This is a genomic window from Rhizobium sp. N122, from assembly GCF_002211295.1.
In the GTDB taxonomy this organism is placed as follows: domain Bacteria; phylum Pseudomonadota; class Alphaproteobacteria; order Rhizobiales; family Rhizobiaceae; genus Rhizobium.
Genome location: NZ_LOKU01000034.1, coordinates 265,147 through 283,183, shown reverse-complemented (window position 1 = coordinate 283,183; position 18,037 = coordinate 265,147). Strand labels below are relative to the sequence as shown.

The following is an 18,037-nucleotide window of genomic DNA, read 5'->3' as shown; positions in this document are numbered from 1 at the left end:
TATCCTCAGCGCTTCGTCAGCTTCAGCTTCTTGCGCACATCTTCCGGCCCGATGATCCGCGCCCCCATGCCTTCCACCACCTGCACCGCCTTTTCGACGAGCTGCGCATTGGTGGCGAGCTGGCCCTTGCCGACGAAGAGGTTGTCCTCCAGGCCGACGCGCACATTGCCGCCGGCCAGAACCGCCGCTGCCGGATAGGCCATGGCGTTGCGGCCGATCGAGAACGCCGAGAAGGTCCAGCTCTGGGGCAGGTTGTTGACCATCGCCATGAATGTGTTGAGATCGTCGGGCGCGCCCCAGGGAATGCCCATGCAGAGCTGGATCAGCACCGGGTCTTCGATAAGGCCTTCCTCGGCGAGCTGCTTGGCGAACCAGAGATGGCCGGTGTCGAAAGCCTCGATCTCAGGGCGTACGCCGAGATCCGTCATCTTCTTGGCCATGGCCCGCAGCATGGCCGGCGTATTGGTCATGACATAGTCGCCGAGATTGAAGTTCATCGTGCCGCAGTCGAGCGTGCAGATCTCCGGCAGGCATTCGGCGACATGGCTGACGCGCTCGGTCGCGCCCACCATATCGGTGCCCTTCGGATTGAGGGGCAGGGGGCTTTCGACATCGCCGAAGATCAGATCCCCGCCCATGCCGGCGGTGAGATTGAGGACGACGTCGATATCGGCCGAGCGGATGCGCTCGGTGACCTCCCTGTAGAGATCGTTGCGGCGGCTGGCAGCCCCCGTTTCCGGATCGCGAACATGGCAGTGAACAACAGCCGCCCCAGCCTTGGCGGCGTCGATCGCGGAAGCCGCGATCTGTTTGGGAGTGATGGGAACGTGGCTGGATTTGGAAACCGTATCGCCGGCACCGGTAACGGCGCAGGTGATGAAGACATCGCGGTTCATCACTAGAGGCATGTTTTTGTTCTCCCCGTCTTGTCAGCCATTACGCGACAGGATTGGCGGCGATGCTTTGCATTTTCGGAAGCCATCGATACATTATCGGAACAAAGGGGAGGCGACCTTGCTGCAGCGATCGACGGAACGGCTCGATATCGATCTTCTCGTCCTGCCGGATACGAACCTGATCCTGATCGCATCGGTCATCGAGCCGCTGCGCGGCGCCAACCGCATCGCCGGCAGCGAGCTTTATCGCTGGCGGCTGCTGACGCCGGACGGCACGCCGGTGCCGACCACCAGCCATATCGCCATCCCGGTCGAAGGCAGCTTCCAGGCGACGATTGAAGACAGACCGCTCTTCGTGCTGGCCAGTTACAACTGGCGCCGCAGCGCGACGCCGGCGCTGAAGATGCAGCTTTCCCAGGTCGCCCGCCACCGCAGGATCATTGCCGGCATCGAGTCCGGCACATGGCTGCTCGCCGAAGCAAGCCTGCTCGACGGGCTGCGGGCGACGGTCCACTGGGAAGACTACGAGGATTTTGCCCTGGCCTATCCCGAGGTCCGGGCCGTCAAGGACCGTTTCGTCATCGACGGCAAGCGGCTGACGACATCAGGTTCGCTGCCGACCGTCGACCTGATGCTGGAGGTGATCCGGCAGCGGCAGGGTTATTCGCTGGCGCTCGAAGTCAGCCGGCTGTTCCGCTACGAGCAACCCTTCTTCCATGTGGACGAACCGCTTTCCGCAGCCTCGGCGGGACTGCGCATGCATGACCCGCGGGTGACGCAGGCGGTGCATCTGATGGAAGAGCATATCGAGCAGCCTCTCATTCTCACGCGGCTGGCCCGTAGGGTGGGCGTCAGCGCCCGGCATCTGCAGGATCTCTTCCAGCAGAGCATCGGCGCGCCGCCGCATGTGCATTATCTGGCGCTGCGACTGAATGCGGCGCGCCGCAAGGTGATCGAGACGACGGCCTCCTTCGCCGACATCGCGGCGGCGACGGGCTTCAATTCGGCCTCAGCCTTTGCCAGAAGCTACCGCGCGAGTTTTTCTGAGAGCCCGTCCGAAACCCGGCGCCGCCTGCGCCGCCGCATCACACCATCGCCGGCGCCGCCATAGGCTGGAACGCCTCGCGCACCCTTTCGGCGAGTTCCCGGACGGCTTCGCTGGAGCGGAAAGTGCTGCGGCGGAGCACAACCTTCGAGGAATCGACCGGCGGAAAACCGTCTTCGGCCGTCAGTTCCCGGCAGCCGGGCGGAATGCTGCTGCGGGAAAGCGTGGTGACGGCAAGGCCTGCTGTCACGGCGTTCTTCAGGCCAGAACCGGTATCGGCGATGAAGGCGATCCGGTAGCTGCGGCCGATCTGCTCCAGCGAGCGCAGCGCAAAATCGCGTGACCAGGTGGAGTTGCGATAGGTCGCAACCGGCAGGGGATCGATGTCGTGCAGCCGGTGGACCATCGATGTGACCCAGACGGTGGGATCAATGCAGAGGACCTCGCCCTTGTTCTGATCGCTCCAGTCGAAAACGACGGCGAGATCGAGTTCGTCCCGTTCCAGGGCGGCAAGGTTGCGGACCGTGTAGTCGCAGGACACCGTGACCTCCACCGCCGGATGGCGCACCGCAAAGGCCGCGAGCGCCGCGGGCAGCACCGTCTGGCTGTATTCCTCGGGAATTCCGATCCGCACCGGCCCGTCGAGGGGTTTGCTGCGGATCGTCGCGGCGGCCTCGTTCAGGAGATCGATCACCCTGCGGGCATAAGGCACGAGCTGAATGCCCTGGCGGGTGAGCAGCACGCCACGGGCACCGCGCTCGAAAAGGATCTCGCCGATCGCCGCCTCGAGCCTCTTGATCTGGGTGCTGACCGCCGACTGCGTCCGCCCGATGCGCTGGGCAGCCGCGGAGAAATTCGACGTCTCGGCGACGACCAGGAAGGTCCTCAGCAGGTCGCTTTCGATTGGTTCATGCATGCGCTAGCCATAGAAAAAATCGATAGTAGCCATCTCTACTATTCGTTTGTCTTATGTCAATCGCTGGCGCAGAACTGGGCGGCGTTCGACTTCCTTCTTTGAGACTATCTGCGTGACCATTGAAAATCCGACCACGCGCCTCGCAGGCAGCGAGCACGAGAAGGGTGTGCTTCTCATCGTTGCCGCGACGCTTGCCTGGAGTGCGAGCGGCGTTTACTCGCGGCTGCTCACGACCGACGTATGGACGGCGATCGCCTGGCGGTCGCTGTTCGGAGGCATGTTCCTGCTGATCCCCTGCCTTTTCCTCGAAGGGGGCATCTCGCGGCGGCAATGGCGTTCCGTCCTCCATCCCTCCGGTCTTGCGATGATCGCATGCCAGACTTTCAGTCAGGGATGTTTCATCGGGGCGCTCTACATGACCACCGTCGCCAATGTGACGATGATCTATGCGACGACGCCCTTCATCGCAGCCTTGTTCGGCTGGCTCATCCTCAAGGAGAGGGTTGCCAGGCGGACGCTGATCGCCGGCGCCGTTTCCCTCTTCGGCGTCGGCGTCATCGTCGCCTCGTCGATCGGCGGCGGCACGGGTTGGGGCGATCTGCTGGCGCTCGGCATGACGACGTCCTTCGCGCTCGTCATCATCATTCCGCGCATCAGCCCCGGCGTTCCGAGCCTGCCGCCGACCGTCGTCAGTGCCTTTCTGACCCTGGTCATCTTCGCGCCGTTCGGTTCGGTCGGCTCGCTCGACCTGCACAACTGGATCGTCCTCGCCGCCTTCGGCGCCACCAATTTCTCGCTGGCGCTGGTACTGTTTCTCGCCGGGGCAAAACGGATGCCGCCGGCTGAAGCTGCGCTGATCGGCACGATGGAAATCGTGCTGACGCCCTTCTGGGTCTGGCTGCTGTTTTCAGAGCAGCCGCCCGTCGCCACCTATTTCGGCGGCGCGATCATCCTCGGCGCGGTGTTCTGGCACACGGCTGTCGACTTCAACCGGGGCCGGCGGACTTACGACGGCTAAGCACACCGCCCGATTGCTGCGGCGGCCGTTTCATGTGGCTTTGTTTCATGTGGCCTGGGCCTCAATTAGCCGAAGAACGCACGGAGCTGAGCGAAAAACCCGCTTGGTGTGGGATCTGCCATCTTTCGCACCCGGCGAGCGACCGTTGCCGCGCTGACGCGTTCACCAAAATGACAGAAGCAGACAAGCTCGTGCAATTGCCCGTCGCTGAGCTCGAAGAACCGCTTGGCCTCTCCATAGCTATCATTTTCCATTCCTGCCGCCCGCAGAATGGGATCAGCGAATGCGACGGAGATCGGGGTGTCGTCGTCCCGCATGGCAATCCGATCTTCGATCGGCTGATATTCCGTTTCGTGAAGCGTCTTGAGAAACGGTCTGGGGCTGCGTTCGAGACTTTCGGCCCACCGTTCAATCCGTTCGCGCCGCGTTAATTCAAGGCGCTTGCAGGTCGTGCTGACCTTCGCAATCGTTTTCAACTGCTCCAGTGCATACTGTTCCATTTCGGCCTCCTATCTCTAAGAAAAATAGATGGTCCGCTCCCAAAAACAGCGTGGCTCAGGTCGCAGCCGATGTCCAATCACGATTGGAAACGGCATCTGCCGCTGATCGACCAGATGCGGATCAACGGGTGACAACCGGCGCAGGAACCCTACATTGCTCAAAGGATTTGATCGGAGGCCTGCATTCAAACCTTCTGAACCGATCCGGAAAACCGCCCGATTCCGGGGATCAACTCATGCCTGTCGGCAGCATGCTATCCGCAGCTTTCCGACTGTCGTCTTTGAGTTGCGCCCATGTCGTTTTCTCGGGCGCTGTTTTCCGCCGGGCATGGTTTTCTTGTGATGTTCAAGGCGCTCGTCACTGGCGACGGAACCGTTGGAAGGCCGACCGAAGATTCCAAGATGAATCGAAAGGAGGTTCTGGAGCCCGGAAACCAGCTCTTTGCGCAGCAAATCGGCGGATTGCGGCGGCGATGACGAGTGGAACGACAGGCCGGACCTATCGTCTCGCTCCTCCCCTCCATCAATCTGCCCCCGCCTGTTTGCGAAGTTCGAATATCGCCCGATGCGGCGTTGTGAATACCGGGCTGCAGAGGAGGCAGACCGGAGGAAAAGTTGTCATCGATTGCATCGGTTGCAGATCGAGGCATTCAACGAATGGGAGGAATCCATGAGCAAGAATAGAGGCGTCGTTTATTTGAGGCCGGGCAAGGTCGAAGTTCGCGACATCGACGACCCGAAGCTGGAAGCGCCCGACGGCCGCCGCATCGAGCACGGCGTTATCCTGAAGGTGATCTCGACCAATATCTGCGGCTCCGACCAGCATATGGTCCGCGGCCGCACGACGGCGATGCCGGGCCTGGTCCTCGGTCATGAAATCACCGGCGAGGTCATCGAGAAAGGCGTCGACGTCGAGATGCTCGACATCGGCGATATCGTCTCGGTGCCGTTCAATGTCGCCTGCGGCCGTTGCCGCTGCTGCAAGTCCCAGGATACCGGCGTCTGCCTCACCGTGAACCCGGCCCGTGCCGGCGGCGCTTACGGCTATGTCGACATGGGCGGCTGGATCGGTGGACAGGCACGCTACGTCACTATCCCCTACGCCGATTTCAATCTGCTCAAAATCCCGGATCGGGACAAGGCGATGGCGAAGATCCGCGATCTCACCATGCTCTCCGACATTCTGCCCACCGGCTTCCATGGCGCGGTGCGCGCAGGCGTCGGGGTCGGCTCGACCGTCTATGTCGCGGGCGCCGGCCCTGTCGGCCTTGCGGCTGCGGCTTCGGCGCGCATCCTCGGCGCCGCGGTCGTCATGATCGGTGATTTCAACAAGGACCGCCTGGCGCATGCGGCGAAGGTCGGCTTCGAACCGATCGATCTTTCCAAGAGCGACCGTCTCGGCGATATGATCGCCCAGGTCGTCGGCAGCAACGAGGTGGACAGCGCCATCGACGCGGTCGGCTTCGAAGCACGTGGCCATTCGGGCGGCGAACAGCCGGCGATCGTCCTCAATCAGATGATGGAGATCACCCGCGCCGCAGGCTCGATCGGTATTCCCGGCCTCTACGTCACCGAGGATCCGGGCGCCGTCGACAATGCTGCCAAACAGGGCAATCTGTCGCTCCGCTTCGGCCTCGGCTGGGCCAAGGCGCAGTCTTTCCACACCGGCCAGACACCGGTGCTCAAATACAATCGGCAGCTCATGCAGGCGATCCTGCACGACCGGCTGCCGATTGCTGATATCGTCAATGCCAAGGTTATCCCGCTCGACGATGCCGCTGCCGGCTATGAGAGCTTCGACCATGGCGCCGCGACGAAATATGTTCTCGATCCGCATGGAGAGGTCGCGAAAGCCGCCTAACGCCAGGGACTGAAGACCAAACTGCAGCGCCGCGCATCTTTTCAGACGCGCGGCGCTGTAATATTTGATGCTCTCAATCAGAAGAATCTGTCGGCAAAACTACTGGATGCTGAACGGGAAGTATTTTGCGTTGATCATGTCATAGGTCCCGTCCGCCTTGATGCTCTTCAACGCGTCGTTCAAGCGGGTAAGACGTTCCTTGTCATCCAGGCGCAGCGCGATGCCGGCACCTTCGCCGAAATATGTGACGTCGACCAGATCCGGTCCTTTGAACTCGCAGCAGGTTCCCGCCTTGGTGTTGGCGATCCAGTCGTAAATGGCGAGTTTGTCCTCCAGGATGATATCGACGCTGCCGTCCGAGAGCCCCTTGTACAATTCAGGCGAAGACCGGAAGACCTTCTTTTTCATGTCGGGATAGAGATGGTTGGCGTAGGATTCCTGCGCCGTCGACGACGTCACCCCGAGGATTTTGCCGCTGAGGGCGGCGGGGCTGACATCGCTGATCGGCGAATCTTTCCGTGCAATGAACACCGACGGGCTGTTGTAGTATTTCTCCGTAAAGGCAACCTTTTGGCGCCGTTCGAGGCTCATCGACATGGACGAGATGATCGCGTCGTATTTATCGGCAACGAGATTGGGGATGATATCGTCCCATTTCTCCATGATGAACTGGCAGTCGAACTTGCCGACCTCGCAAAGCGCATTGGCGATATCGATGTCGAAACCCTGAAGCTTGTTGTTGGCATCGAGATAGTTGAAGGGCGGAAATGCGCCTTCGACGGCAATTCGCATCGGCATCGGATCTTGCGCGGCCGCCGGGAATGGCGAGGCCGCAGCCAAGAAGATACCCAGCCCGCCCGCCATCAGCGCTCCGCGCACCATAGTCTGAAGGGATATGCGCAGCATCGTCGGTAGCTCCTTGGGGCGTATTCGATCTCGCCGATTATGCGCCGTAGCTTTTAATTCTACGTGAACGCTTCTTTGTTAGCGTCGACGCATGCGCCCGTGTCGTGGTGTTCAGGGGTTTAGGCTTGCACATCGTTGTTCCTTCCAGCTCCAATACGTTTCAGCAATCCTGGATCGCCTCGGGAAGGATTCTCTTTCTGATCGCCGTCAGCGGGCTGGGAGCGATTGGTCTCGTCGTTTTATCGGCGCTGTGGGCAGGAACCGAAAGCGATGCTGCCGCCCTCGATCGCCAGCGCCAGCTGGTCAATGCACGGCTGCGGGAGCAGGTCGATCAGGTCGCGCATGTTATCGGCCAGTTCGGCAACGGCTATCTCACGCGCGTTTATCCCGCCGCCCGTTCGACCGGAGGCGCCTCCAGTCTCGATGCCGTCCTGACAGCGGCAGCCGGCAGTGCGATCAGCCAGACTGCAATGTCCGCCTTCGGCTACGACCAGGCTTTCGTCGTCGACGAGAAGGCCCAGTTGCTCATGCTGGCCGACGCGCAGACGGAAAAGCGTTATCGCTGGATGAAGCCTCTGTTTTTGCCTCTCCTTCAGGATGCCCGCCTTGGGGTGAGGCAAGGGACGGCGTCCGAACGAATGCCGGCCTCGATGGAAAGCCGCTTTGCAAGCGCGGCCGGTTCCAATCGCGCCTTGGCCAATCTGATGCGGCTGGAAGGCCGCCCGACGATCGTCGGCGTCGTCGCCATCAACGACGCCGATCAGGCACGGCAGCAGCCGATGCGGCAATTCCTGATCGTCGTCCGATTTATCGACGGTGCGGCGCTCGATGAATTGAGCCGGCAACAGGGGCTCAACGGCGCGCGTTTCGCGCGCACCGCCGATGCCGACGAGAACGAGGTTGCGTTTCAGATCGACGCGACGGCAAACGGCGAACCGATCGGCTTCATCGTCTGGCGGCCCGATCTTCCTGGGTCGAGGGTCATCGGCCGCTTGATGCCGGCGCTTTCGATTGCCGCCCTGGTGATCGCGGTCCTGTTCTCGGTTCTGCTCGTGCGCCTGCGAAGCAGTCTCGGCGAGTTGAAGAAAAGCGAGCTGCATGCACGCCAGCTTGCCTTGCATGACGTGCTGACCGACCTTCCCAACCGCGCCTTGTTTGCAATGCGGTTCGACGAGTGCCTGGCCGAGACCCGGAATTCGAGCGAACGCTCGGCTGTTGCGCTTCTCGACCTCGACCGCTTCAAAGCCGTGAACGACACGTTCGGCCATGCGGCCGGCGATGAGCTCATCAGGCTGGCTGCGGAGCGGATCCGCTCGATACTACGTCCAGGCGACACGCTTGCCCGGCTCGGAGGGGACGAATTTGCCCTGCTTCTCCGGGACATCAAAGATCATGATCAGGTCTTGCCGGCAATCTGCGAAGCCATCGTTGCCGAACTTGGCAAGCCCTTCCCGCTTTTGCGGGGCGAAGCGGTCGCCCGCGTCGGAGGCTCGATCGGCGTGACCGTCGTGCCGGATGCCGGCCGGAATGCCGACGACATCATGCGCTATGCCGACGTCGCGCTCTACGAGGCAAAGATGGGCGGCAGAGGTCAATGGCGCGTCTATTCGCCGTCCATGGACGGCGGCAGAAACGCGCGCGACATTCTCAAGAACGAATTGCGCGAAGTTCTGGCCAAAGGCACGGCCTCATCCGCTCGTCCCCATTCAGATGCCGTTGCAAACCGGCCGGACTTCGGATCGCTCGAAGTCTATTACCAGACAGTGCACCGCGCCGAGGGCGGATATTCGGCCTCGGGCGCAGAGGCCCTGGTGCGCTGGCGTCACAGCCAGCGCGGCCTGTTGACGCCGGCGAGCTTCATCCCCGTCGCCGAGGAGGGCGGCCTCATCGACGCTCTCGGTTTCTGGGTATTGCGTGAAGCCTGCCGAGCCGCCTGCAAATGGCCTGAGAACACCTTTGTTGCCGTCAACGTGTCTCCGGCCCAGTTGCGGCGGCCGAATTTCGCCGAGGAAGTCTTCACCGTGCTTCAGGAGAGCGGGCTGCCGCCGTCCCGGCTTGAGCTCGAACTCACCGAATCCTCGCTGATCGAGGACAATTCCGACATCTATTCGGTGCTGAAGTCGCTGCGCAGCAAGGGTATCCAGATTTCTCTCGATGATTTCGGAACCGGCTTTTCATGCCTCAGCCACCTGATGCGCTTCGACATCGACCGCATCAAGATCGATCGATCCTTCGTCTCGCTGCTCGGCACAAAGGCCAACGGGGCAGCGATCATCGGCGCCATCGTCGCGCTCAGCCGCAACCTCGGTATCTCGACGACGGCGGAAGGGGTTGAAACCGAATATCAACGCGACTTTCTGGCCGCCCTCGGCTGCACCGACCTCCAGGGCTATTTCTTCTCCAAACCGGTTCCGCTTCGCGAACTCGACTGTTTCCGCGAACCTGAGACCGCCGCCGGAATGCTGACGATCGCTCCAGACGCCGTCGCCTGAGAGGGCTCCGATCATTTCCCAGCCACGGGAACTTTCGCCGCAGGCGATGGTTGACGCCCGGAGAAGGGAGGATGTGATGGGCGAGATCGGCGAGTGGCGGCACCTTTGCGTCGACATGCAGCGGATGTTTGCCGAAGACACGCCTTGGCATGTTCCCTGGATGGCACGGGTCTCGCCGCAGATCGAGGAACTCGCCGGGCGGCACCCCTCCCGAACGATCTTTACCCGCTTCCTGCCGCCCGATCATGCCGACGAGATGCCGGGGAAATGGCGGGATTATTACCGGAAATGGTGGATGATGACCGGCGAGCACCTTCCGCGCGACCTCGTCGATCTGGCCTCATCGCTGGCGTCACTGGTTCCGCCGGCAAGGCACTTCGACAAACGCACCTATTCTCCCTGGATCGACGGCCGCCTCCATCCGATCCTTCAGTCGGAGCATGTCGATACCCTCGTGATAACAGGCGGTGAAACCGATGTCTGCGTGCTTGCCACGACACTCGGCGCCATCGATCTCGGCTATCGTGTGATCGTGCTGAAGGACGCCGTCTGCAGCAGCGTCGATGACACCTATGACGCGTCGCTGGAGCTTCTGCACGATCGGTTTTCCGTGCAGCTCGAACTGATGGAGGCTGAGGAGTTTTTGCGGGGCGTTGACTGAAGCAGTTCCCGTCAGCGCACTCCCAGTTCGCGATGCGACCGCCGGAGTTTTGCGGGCGTGACGTGATAGGTGCGCCGGAACCAGTTCACCAGATGGGCGCAATCGGTAAAGCCGCATTCATAGGCGATCTGGGCGATCGACCGATCGCTGTTGAGCACCATCCATTTTGCCGCTTTCAGGCGCATCTGGCGCCAATATTCGCCGGGAGCGACCTGCAGATGCTTCTGGAAAAGCCGGGAAAGCTCCCGTTCCGATGTGCCGACACTCGCCGCGATGTCGGCAAGCGAACAGAGCTCGTACATCTTCTGCCGCATCAGCCCGATCGCATTCGCCACGCGGCGGTCCCCGCACTTCATACCGAGATCGGGCTCTTCGATCGCACCCTGCCGGTCGAAACCGTGATCCCCGAGAAGATAGTGAAACGCCTTATGTGCGCGGGACTCCCCGCAGGCATTGGACACAAGATACATTGCGAGCTTGATCGAAGCCAATCCGCCGGGACAGGTTATGACATTTCCGTCAACCACGACGGGCCGGTCGGTGACGGGGATGATATCCGGAAAGGTCTGGCGCAGCAGCCCTGCCAGCGTGAAATGGACGGCGCATTTCTTTCCGGCAAGCAGGCCGGCCTCGGCGAGCACGAAACTTCCTGAGCAGTTGCCGGCCACCGGCACACCTTTGCGCGCAGCACCGGTGACGAAGTCGTAGAGTTCCGGCGGGATCCTGTGGTCGGCGTGCAGTATGCCTCCATGCACGACGATGAAGTCATAGTCGCGTGGATCCCCATACGTTCTGCCCGGCGTCAGTTCCAGGCCGCAGCTGGAGCGTATCGGATCGAGAGTATGCGACAGCAGCTCCCAGTCACAGTAGATTCGCCGGCTGAAATCGCCTTCGTCGCCTGCGAGCCGGAGAAAATCCGTGAAGCAGGCAAGCGGCATCAGCGTGAAGTTCGGCGTGGCGACGATTCCCACCCTGAGCGGAGAGGTGATGTCGGGCGCCGGCTTGCTTGGCCCCAATTGAGAGTAGTCGCGCTGCAAACGAAGGTCCTCCGGGCCATCGAAATTGTCCTAAACGTACAATACTGCGGCAACCAAGACAAATACCATCGATTTGCGTTGGGCGGCGAGGCGACTGAGGCTGGGAAAACCGGTCTTCCCTCCCGCCAAGCAGCTATGCCAAAGCGCAAAAAAGGGGAACACAATGAAAAATCTTCTCGCAATTTCGACGGTCGCGTTGATCGCCGGCATCGCATCCGACGCCAGCGCCGCTTGCGGCACCGTTACCGTTGCCAACATGAACTGGCAAAGCGGCGAACTTCTCGCCCATGTCGATAAGTTCATCCTCGAGCACGGTTTCGGCTGTCAGGTGGAGTTCGTGCCCGGCGATACCGTGCCGACGATCACCTCGATGGTGGAAAAGGGGCAGCCTGATATTGCCGGCGAGGCTTGGGTCGATCTCGTCCCGGAAATCGTCAAACGCGGCGTCGACGAGCGCAGAATTGTAAATATCGGACCGGCTTTGTCCGACGGTGGCATCCAGGGTTGGTATATACCGAAATTCATCGTCGACGCTCATCCCGAGATCAAGACGGTCGATGACGCCTTCGCTCATCCGGAGCTTTTCCCCGCACCCGAGAACACATCGAAGGGAGCGGTCTTCAACGGCCCGACAGGATCGGGCGGCTCGGTCGTCAGCGCCCAGCTTTTCAAGGCCTATGGCGGCGAAGCCAAGGGCTTCGAGCTCGTCGATCCCGGAACCCAGGCCGGCCTCGACGGCGCCATGGCGCGGGCCTATGAGCACAAGGAGGGCTGGATGGGCTATTACTGGTCGCCGACCGCCCTTCTCGGGAAATATTCCATGGTGCGTCTCGAAGCCGGAGTCCCGCATGAGGCGGCGGAGTGGAAGCGCTGCAACACCGCTGCCGATTGCGGCGATCCCAGGAAGAACGAATGGCCGAAGGACCATGTCGTGACGCTTGTCTCAGAGAAACTGGCGGAAAGCGGAAATGCCGGCGTGATAGACTATCTGCGCAAGCGCTCATGGGACAATCAGACCGTCAGTTCGGTCATGTCGTGGATGACCGATGCCCAGGCCGGCGGCGATGACGGCGCGGTGCATTTTTTCAAGGAGCATCCGGAGATCTGGAAGTCGTGGCTGAGCGCCGACGTGGCGGAAAAAGTCACAGCCGCCCTCTGAACTGCAATGTTGCCCGGAAGCGTGTAGCGGTTGCGGGATAACGACATGCATAAGAACAAATAGCTGGTGCGCGGGGTGTCGAGGCCCGCGCATCCGCACTGCAGCGTGAAACCCACCAGGATTCCAGATGACGACCACCTTTCCGAAGACCTTCTCCGAGATCACGCTTGCCGGCCATAGGCTGCGCAACAGGATCGTGTTCGGCGGCCATACGGCAAACATGTCGGTGAATGGTCTGCCGGGCGATCAGACCACCGCCTATTACGTCGAACGGGCGATCGGCGGGGCGGCGATGATCGTCGTCGAGCCGATGCCGGTCCATCCGGCGACCGTGTTGACGCGGGGCAATTTCCGGACATCGGACGACTCCGTCATTCCGGCGTTCAAGAGGCTGACCGAAAGCGTCAAGCAGCATGGGGCCGTCATCGTCCAGCAGCTTTATCATGTCGGCAGCCATGGCGATTCCGACCTTTCCTTTCATCCGCATTGGTCGCCTTCGGGAGGACCGAGCTATCACGATAGCGACGGCTCGCATGCGATGACGGAAGACGAGATCGAGGAAACCATCGAGGCTTTCGTCAAGGCGGCACTGCGTTGTCGGGCGGCAGGTTTCGACGGCGTTGAGGTCTGGGCCGCCTATGGCGGTCTGCTCGATCAGTTTTGGACACCCTTCTATAACCGCCGCGAGGATCGCTGGGGTGGAAGTCTCGAAAACAGAACGAGATTCTCCAGGGAAGTCCTCAACCGCATCCGGCAGGCCTGCGGCCCTGATTTCATCATCGGGCTGACCGTCAGCGACGAGCCGGGCTGTCCGACCGCTCTGAATCGTGATCAGTTGACGGAGATCGTTGCCGGCCTCGATGAGGAGAGGCTGATCGATTACGTGACCTGCGGCTCGGGCGGATATTTCGACTATGGCAGCCTGATGCCGACCTTTCTCTATCCCGAGCGATTGGGTGTCGAGCTGTCGGCACGCCTGAAGCAGGTCGTGAGCCATGCGCTGGTGACGGCGGAAAGCCATATCCGAACACCCGAGAATGCGGAAATCACGCTGGGGGAGGGAGCGGCGGATCTGGTTTCGATCGTGCGCGGCCAGATCGCCGACCCGCATCTTGCCAATAAGGCGCGGTTGGGAACGCCCGAGGATATCCGCGGCTGTCTGTCCTGCAACCAGATGTGCTGGGGCCGGCGGTCGCGCGACTATTGGATCAGCTGCCTGATCAACCCCTCGGTCGGGCGCGAGGCCGAATGGGGAGGCGACCGGTTCGAACCTATCGAAAATCCCCAATTCGTGCTGGTCGTCGGGGGAGGGCCGGCCGGATTGGAAGCGGCGCGTGTGGCCGCCGAAAGGGGCCATCGGGTTATCCTGGCGGAAGCCGCGGACCGGCTGGGCGGCGCCTTCCGCCTTGCCGGCGAGCAGCCAAGGCGGGCGCAGATACTGGACCTCATTTCCTGGTACGAAACCCGCTTCGAAAAACTCGGCGTCGAGGTTCGCTTCAACAGCTATATCGAAGGAAGCGATGTCGCCGACATCGGCGCCGACGTGGTGATCCTGGCGACCGGATCGGTGCCGCAGGAAACAGGCTTTCAGAAGGCCATGCCCGACCGGCCGTCGCTCGCCGGGATCGAACAAGGAAACGTCTTCTCCGCCGAAAGCGTCATGGCCCGCCAGGCAAGGCTCGGCAAACGTGTTGTCGTCGTCGATGAAACCGGCGGCTGGAAGGGCTGCGGCACGGCCTGGAAGCTTGCCGAGCAGGGGCACGAGGTCGTGCTCGTGACACCCGACGCACTCATCGGAAAGGAACTACAGCGCACCTCCGCCGACGTTCCCCTGCGCCGCACGCTCAGCATGCTCGGCGTTCAGTTCCGAACGGAGACCAGCATAGAGAGCTGGCAAGGCCACGCCGCAATCCTCGTCTCCCATCTGACCGGAAAGCGCGAGACGGTCGATGCCGACAGCCTCGTCTTCTCCACCACCAATGTTGCGGCGAACTGGCTCGCCATGGAGCTGGCCGAGCGCGCTATTCCCTTCGTCGAGATCGGCGACGGCGTGGCGCCAAGGCAGGCTCCCTATGCCTTCTACGAGGGACGGCGCGCCGGAATGGCGATCGGTACCGCAGAGGGCACGCGAAACGACGAAACGGCGAAGGTCTGCGCGGCATAGCCCGGGGCGGACCGCGACCGGCCAATCACGCCCGGTTGCTTCCCCGTCGCTATTCCGCGGCTTCAATGAAGCGGTGGCGTTCGTAAAGGAACTTCAGCACGGCCTCCCGGCATTTGAGATATGTCCGGTCGGAGGCGAGTTCGATGCGATTGCGGGGACGGGAGATGGTCACATCGAGCACTTCGCCGATGCCCGCCGCCGGGCCGTTGGTCATCATCACGATGCGGTCGGAGAGCAGCACCGCCTCATCGACGTCATGCGTGATCATCACCATCGTGTTGCCGAGCCGGGCGTGGATTTCCATCACTGCGTCCTGAAGATGGGCGCGGGTCAGCGCATCCAGCGCGCCGAAAGGCTCGTCGAGCAGCAGGATTTTCGGCTCCATTGAAAGCGCGCGGGCAATGCCGACGCGCTGTTTCATGCCGCCGGAAATTTCCGAAGGCCGCCTATCCCTGGCATGCGCCATTTGCACAAGGTCGAGGTTGGCCATGACCCAGTCATGTCGCTCGGTCTTGGTCTTTGTTCGGTTGAAAAGTTTGGAGACGGCGAGATTGACGTTCTCGTAAACCGTCAGCCAGGGCAACAGGGAGTGGTTTTGGAAAACGACGGCGCGTTCGGGACCGGGTCCGTTGACCTCACGGTTTTCAAGAAGCACGGCGCCTGAAGAAACCGGCGTCAGGCCGGCAATCAGGTTGAGCAGGGTGGATTTGCCGCAGCCGGAATGGCCGATGATCGAGACGAATTCGCCCTTTGAAATCGTCAGGTTGATATCCTTCAGGACCTCGGCGCGCACGCCGCCTCGATCGAAATGTTTGCCGATATGGTCGAGCTTGAGATAGGCGTTCATCGATACGTTCCTCAGTTGGCCATGGCGCCGCGGGTGATGAGTTTGCCAAGCGCAGCCACCAGCTTGTCGAGGGCGAAGCCGACGACGCCGATATAGGCGAGCGCGACGATGATGTCCGGCAGGCGCGACGAATTCCATGCGTCCCAGATGAAGAAGCCGATGCCGACGCCGCCCGTCAGCATTTCGGCTGCGACGATGGCGAGCCAGGAGAGACCGACGCCGATCCTGAGGCCGGTGAAGATGTAGGGGGCCGCCGAAGGCAGCATGATCTTCCAGAAAAACTCGAACTGGTTGAGCCGCAGCACCTCGGCGACGTTGCGGTAGTCCTGCGGGATATTGCGCACGCCAACGGCAGTGTTGATAATCACCGGCCAGATCGAGGTGATGAAGATAACGAAGATCGCTGAAGGGTTTGAATCCTGGAAGGCTGCGAGCGACAGCGGCAGCCAGGCGAGCGGCGGAACCGTTCGCAGCACCTGGAAGATCGGATCGAGGCCGCGCATCGCCCAGACCGATTGGCCGATGATCGCCCCGACGATAACCCCGATGACGGCGGCAAGACCGAAGCCATAGGCCACGCGTTGCAGCGAAATCAGCACGCGCCAGCCCAGCCCTATATCCTGCGAGCCGTTGTTGAAAAACGGATAGGCGATCAGGTCGTAGCTATCCTGCCAGACCCGATGTGGCGACGGTAAAGACGCATCCGGCGATGAACAGAGCACCTGCCAGACGAGCAGAATGAGTGCCATGACGATGGCTGGCGGAACGACGTTGCGAAACGCGGCGATTGCCGCATGACGAACATCGATCCGCGATCCGTGCTTGCCGGAAAATGGCAGAATCTTTGCCGCCGGCTTGGCAGTGGCGGCAGTGGAGGGGTTTTCTTGATTTGCCAGGGCGGGCATCGAAGTGCTCCTCACGGGAATGGATGGCCGGCGCGCCGCTGGCGCGCCGGAGGCGAGATCAGGAGACGGCCTTGATCGAAAGGCTGTCGAGATAGGCGGAGGGATTTTCGGGATCGAAAACCTTGCCGTCGAAGAAGGTCTCCTTGCCACGGGACGACGATGCGGGAATATCGGCCGCCGCGACGCCGAGATCCTTGGCGGCCTCGCGCCAGACGTCCTCGCGGTTCACCTGGTTGACCAGCGCCTTGATGTCGGTCGTACCAGGCAGATTTCCCCAGCGGATGTTTTCCGTCATGAACCAGGTATCGTGGCTCTTGAACGGATAGGAGGCACCGTCTTTCCAGAACTTCATGTAGAGGTCGGTGGACTTGACCTCGCGGCCGTTGCCATAATTGATGTCGCCCTTGAGGCGGCCGAGCACATCCTTGGTCGGAACGTTGAACCATTGGCGTTTGCCGAGAATCTCAGCCATCTCCGCCTTGTTATCCATGCTCTCGCACCATTGCTGGGCCTCCATGACGGCCATCAGCAGGGCCTTGGCAGCATTGGGATTCTTTTCGATCCATTCGGCGCGCAGCCCCAGCGCCTTTTCGGGATGCCCCTTCCAGAGCTCGCCGGTGGTCGCCGCGGTGAAGCCGATGCCCTGGTTGACAAGCTGCTCGTTCCACGGCTCGCCGACGCAGAAGACGTCCATGTTGCCGACCTTCATATTGGCAACCATCTGCGGCGGCGGCACGACAATTGTGGAAACGTCCTTGTTCGGGTCGATGCCGCCGGCGGCGAGCCAGTAACGGATCCAGAGGTCGTGGGTGCCGCCGGGGAAGGTCATGGCGGCCTTGATCTCCTTGCCCTCAGCCTTCTTCTTCTCGAAGGCGGCCTTCAGCCTGGAGGCATCGAGCTGCACGCCGGTTTCGGCATATTCCTTGGCGACGGAAATGCCCTGGCTGTCGAGGTTGAGCCGGGCGAGGATCGCCATCGGCACCGGCTTGTTGTTCTGGGTCACCTTGCCGGTATGCATGAGATAGGGGAGCGGCGAGAGGATATGGGCGCCGTCGATGCCGTTCGCTGCGCCGCCCAGCACCAGATTATCGCGGGTCGCGCCCCAGGAAGCCTGTTTGGCCACATCCGTTTCCGGAAGGCCGTGCTTGTCGAAAAGGCCCTTTTCTTTAGCGATGATCAGCGGTGCGGAATCCGTGAGCGCGATAAAGCCGAGCTTGACGCCTTTCACTTCAGGGCCCGTCCCGGCGGCAAAAGCGCCGGAGGGAAAGGCAGTCTTGACGGCGCCGATGAGGGCAGCCGTCGCGGTCGTCTTGAGCATGCTGCGGCGGGTAATGCCGGTTGTCGAAATCCCAGTCGTCGAAATCTTTTTCATCTGCAGGTTCCCCTCTGCTTGCTGAATTCGGACGCAAAAAAACGCCGCCGGAAATTACGTCCAGGGATGGGAGTATCCTGGAGTGCAAAGACCTTGCGACGTCGGTGTCTGTGCAGGCGCTTATGCCGCGCCTATCCGCGCCGGTCGCCGTTGACCGATGCGCCTTAGAACCTGCAAGCAGCGTGCCAATCCTGAAGGTTGGGAATAACAGTCTGAAATAACAGGAGATATTTCGCAAATCCGCAAATGATTATATTT

General features: G+C 61.5%; 15 protein-coding genes. 7 read left to right on the top strand and 8 right to left on the bottom strand.

Annotated features, from left to right (window positions below; genetic code table 11):
- Nucleotides 1–5 precede the first annotated feature (5 nt).
- Complete coding sequence (locus ATY75_RS22965; protein ID WP_088939348.1) at nt 6–908, bottom strand: 3-keto-5-aminohexanoate cleavage protein; 903 nt, start codon at nt 906–908, stop codon at nt 6–8.
- On the opposite strand from ATY75_RS22965, the gene ATY75_RS22960 reads away from it, so the two are divergent.
- The gene (locus tag ATY75_RS22960; protein ID WP_245317620.1) at nt 907–2,007 is read left to right on the top strand and encodes a GlxA family transcriptional regulator; all 1,101 of its coding nucleotides are present in this window, start codon (nt 907–909) and stop codon (nt 2,005–2,007) included. The genes ATY75_RS22965 and ATY75_RS22960 overlap by 2 nt on opposite strands.
- On the opposite strand, the gene ATY75_RS22955 is transcribed toward ATY75_RS22960, so the two are convergent.
- Nucleotides 1,982–2,857: a LysR substrate-binding domain-containing protein gene (locus tag ATY75_RS22955; RefSeq protein ID WP_088939346.1), complete on the bottom strand. Its 876-nt coding sequence runs from the start codon at nt 2,855–2,857 to the stop codon at nt 1,982–1,984. The genes ATY75_RS22960 and ATY75_RS22955 overlap by 26 nt on opposite strands.
- A gap of 112 nt (nt 2,858–2,969) precedes the next feature.
- On the opposite strand from ATY75_RS22955, the gene ATY75_RS22950 reads away from it, so the two are divergent.
- Nucleotides 2,970–3,875, top strand: coding sequence for an EamA family transporter (locus ATY75_RS22950; RefSeq protein WP_088939345.1), 906 nt, complete (start codon nt 2,970–2,972; stop codon nt 3,873–3,875).
- Between the two features lie 65 nt (nt 3,876–3,940).
- Here the strand turns inward: ATY75_RS22950 and ATY75_RS22945 are convergent, their stop codons facing one another.
- Nucleotides 3,941–4,375, bottom strand: coding sequence for a hypothetical protein (locus tag ATY75_RS22945; RefSeq protein WP_088939344.1), 435 nt, complete (start codon nt 4,373–4,375; stop codon nt 3,941–3,943).
- A 670-nt stretch (nt 4,376–5,045) separates the two neighbouring features.
- On the opposite strand from ATY75_RS22945, the gene fdhA reads away from it, so the two are divergent.
- Complete coding sequence (gene fdhA / locus ATY75_RS22935) at nt 5,046–6,236, top strand: formaldehyde dehydrogenase, glutathione-independent (RefSeq protein WP_064841772.1); 1,191 nt, start codon at nt 5,046–5,048, stop codon at nt 6,234–6,236.
- Nucleotides 6,237–6,335: 99 nt separating this feature from the next.
- Here the strand turns inward: fdhA and ATY75_RS22930 are convergent, their stop codons facing one another.
- Nucleotides 6,336–7,142 (bottom strand): transporter substrate-binding domain-containing protein, encoded by an 807-nt coding sequence (locus tag ATY75_RS22930; protein WP_088939343.1) that lies wholly within the window; start codon nt 7,140–7,142, stop codon nt 6,336–6,338.
- A 104-nt stretch (nt 7,143–7,246) separates the two neighbouring features.
- Between ATY75_RS22930 and ATY75_RS22925 the strand changes: the two genes are divergently transcribed.
- Nucleotides 7,247–9,634, top strand: coding sequence for an EAL domain-containing protein (locus ATY75_RS22925; protein ID WP_190241409.1), 2,388 nt, complete (start codon nt 7,247–7,249; stop codon nt 9,632–9,634).
- 76 nt (nt 9,635–9,710) lie between these two features.
- Nucleotides 9,711–10,295 (top strand): isochorismatase family cysteine hydrolase, encoded by a 585-nt coding sequence (locus ATY75_RS22920; protein ID WP_088939341.1) that lies wholly within the window; start codon nt 9,711–9,713, stop codon nt 10,293–10,295.
- A gap of 11 nt (nt 10,296–10,306) precedes the next feature.
- On the opposite strand, the gene ATY75_RS22915 is transcribed toward ATY75_RS22920, so the two are convergent.
- Nucleotides 10,307–11,332: a GlxA family transcriptional regulator gene (locus ATY75_RS22915; RefSeq protein ID WP_088939340.1), complete on the bottom strand. Its 1,026-nt coding sequence runs from the start codon at nt 11,330–11,332 to the stop codon at nt 10,307–10,309.
- 163 nt (nt 11,333–11,495) lie between these two features.
- On the opposite strand from ATY75_RS22915, the gene ATY75_RS22910 reads away from it, so the two are divergent.
- Both ATY75_RS22910 and ATY75_RS22905 read left to right on the top strand, forming a co-directional pair.
- Nucleotides 11,496–12,491, top strand: coding sequence for a glycine betaine ABC transporter substrate-binding protein (locus ATY75_RS22910; RefSeq protein WP_088939339.1), 996 nt, complete (start codon nt 11,496–11,498; stop codon nt 12,489–12,491).
- A gap of 127 nt (nt 12,492–12,618) precedes the next feature.
- Nucleotides 12,619–14,655 (top strand): FAD-dependent oxidoreductase, encoded by a 2,037-nt coding sequence (locus tag ATY75_RS22905; protein ID WP_088939338.1) that lies wholly within the window; start codon nt 12,619–12,621, stop codon nt 14,653–14,655.
- Nucleotides 14,656–14,704: 49 nt separating this feature from the next.
- On the opposite strand, the gene ATY75_RS22900 is transcribed toward ATY75_RS22905, so the two are convergent.
- Genes ATY75_RS22900 through ATY75_RS22890 form a run of 3 tightly spaced genes read right to left on the bottom strand, consistent with a single transcriptional unit; the run spans nt 14,705 to nt 17,779 of the window.
- Nucleotides 14,705–15,502 (bottom strand): ABC transporter ATP-binding protein, encoded by a 798-nt coding sequence (locus tag ATY75_RS22900; protein WP_088939337.1) that lies wholly within the window; start codon nt 15,500–15,502, stop codon nt 14,705–14,707.
- An 11-nt stretch (nt 15,503–15,513) separates the two neighbouring features.
- On the bottom strand, nt 15,514–16,407 hold the full coding sequence (gene ntrB, locus ATY75_RS22895) for a nitrate ABC transporter permease (protein ID WP_088939336.1): 894 nt from the start codon (nt 16,405–16,407) through the stop codon (nt 15,514–15,516).
- A gap of 58 nt (nt 16,408–16,465) precedes the next feature.
- The gene (locus ATY75_RS22890; protein ID WP_088939335.1) at nt 16,466–17,779 is read right to left on the bottom strand and encodes a CmpA/NrtA family ABC transporter substrate-binding protein; all 1,314 of its coding nucleotides are present in this window, start codon (nt 17,777–17,779) and stop codon (nt 16,466–16,468) included.
- Nucleotides 17,780–18,037 lie beyond the last annotated feature (258 nt).

Bases quoted from the DNA above. Each gene is read 5' to 3' on its own strand.
- ATY75_RS22960 (WP_245317620.1), top strand. From the start codon at position 907: ATGTTTTTGTTCTCCCCGTCTTGTCAGCCATTACGCGACAGGATTGGC.
- ATY75_RS22965 (WP_088939348.1), bottom strand. From the start codon at position 908: ATGCCTCTAGTGATGAACCGCGATGTCTTCATCACCTGCGCCGTTACC.
- ATY75_RS22955 (WP_088939346.1), bottom strand. From the start codon at position 2,857: ATGCATGAACCAATCGAAAGCGACCTGCTGAGGACCTTCCTGGTCGTC.
- ATY75_RS22945 (WP_088939344.1), bottom strand. From the start codon at position 4,375: ATGGAACAGTATGCACTGGAGCAGTTGAAAACGATTGCGAAGGTCAGC.
- fdhA (WP_064841772.1), top strand. From the start codon at position 5,046: ATGAGCAAGAATAGAGGCGTCGTTTATTTGAGGCCGGGCAAGGTCGAA.
- ATY75_RS22930 (WP_088939343.1), bottom strand. From the start codon at position 7,142: ATGCTGCGCATATCCCTTCAGACTATGGTGCGCGGAGCGCTGATGGCG.
- ATY75_RS22920 (WP_088939341.1), top strand. From the start codon at position 9,711: ATGGGCGAGATCGGCGAGTGGCGGCACCTTTGCGTCGACATGCAGCGG.
- ATY75_RS22910 (WP_088939339.1), top strand. From the start codon at position 11,496: ATGAAAAATCTTCTCGCAATTTCGACGGTCGCGTTGATCGCCGGCATC.
- ATY75_RS22905 (WP_088939338.1), top strand. From the start codon at position 12,619: ATGACGACCACCTTTCCGAAGACCTTCTCCGAGATCACGCTTGCCGGC.
- ATY75_RS22900 (WP_088939337.1), bottom strand. From the start codon at position 15,502: ATGAACGCCTATCTCAAGCTCGACCATATCGGCAAACATTTCGATCGA.
- ntrB (WP_088939336.1), bottom strand. From the start codon at position 16,407: ATGCCCGCCCTGGCAAATCAAGAAAACCCCTCCACTGCCGCCACTGCC.
- ATY75_RS22890 (WP_088939335.1), bottom strand. From the start codon at position 17,779: ATGAAAAAGATTTCGACGACTGGGATTTCGACAACCGGCATTACCCGC.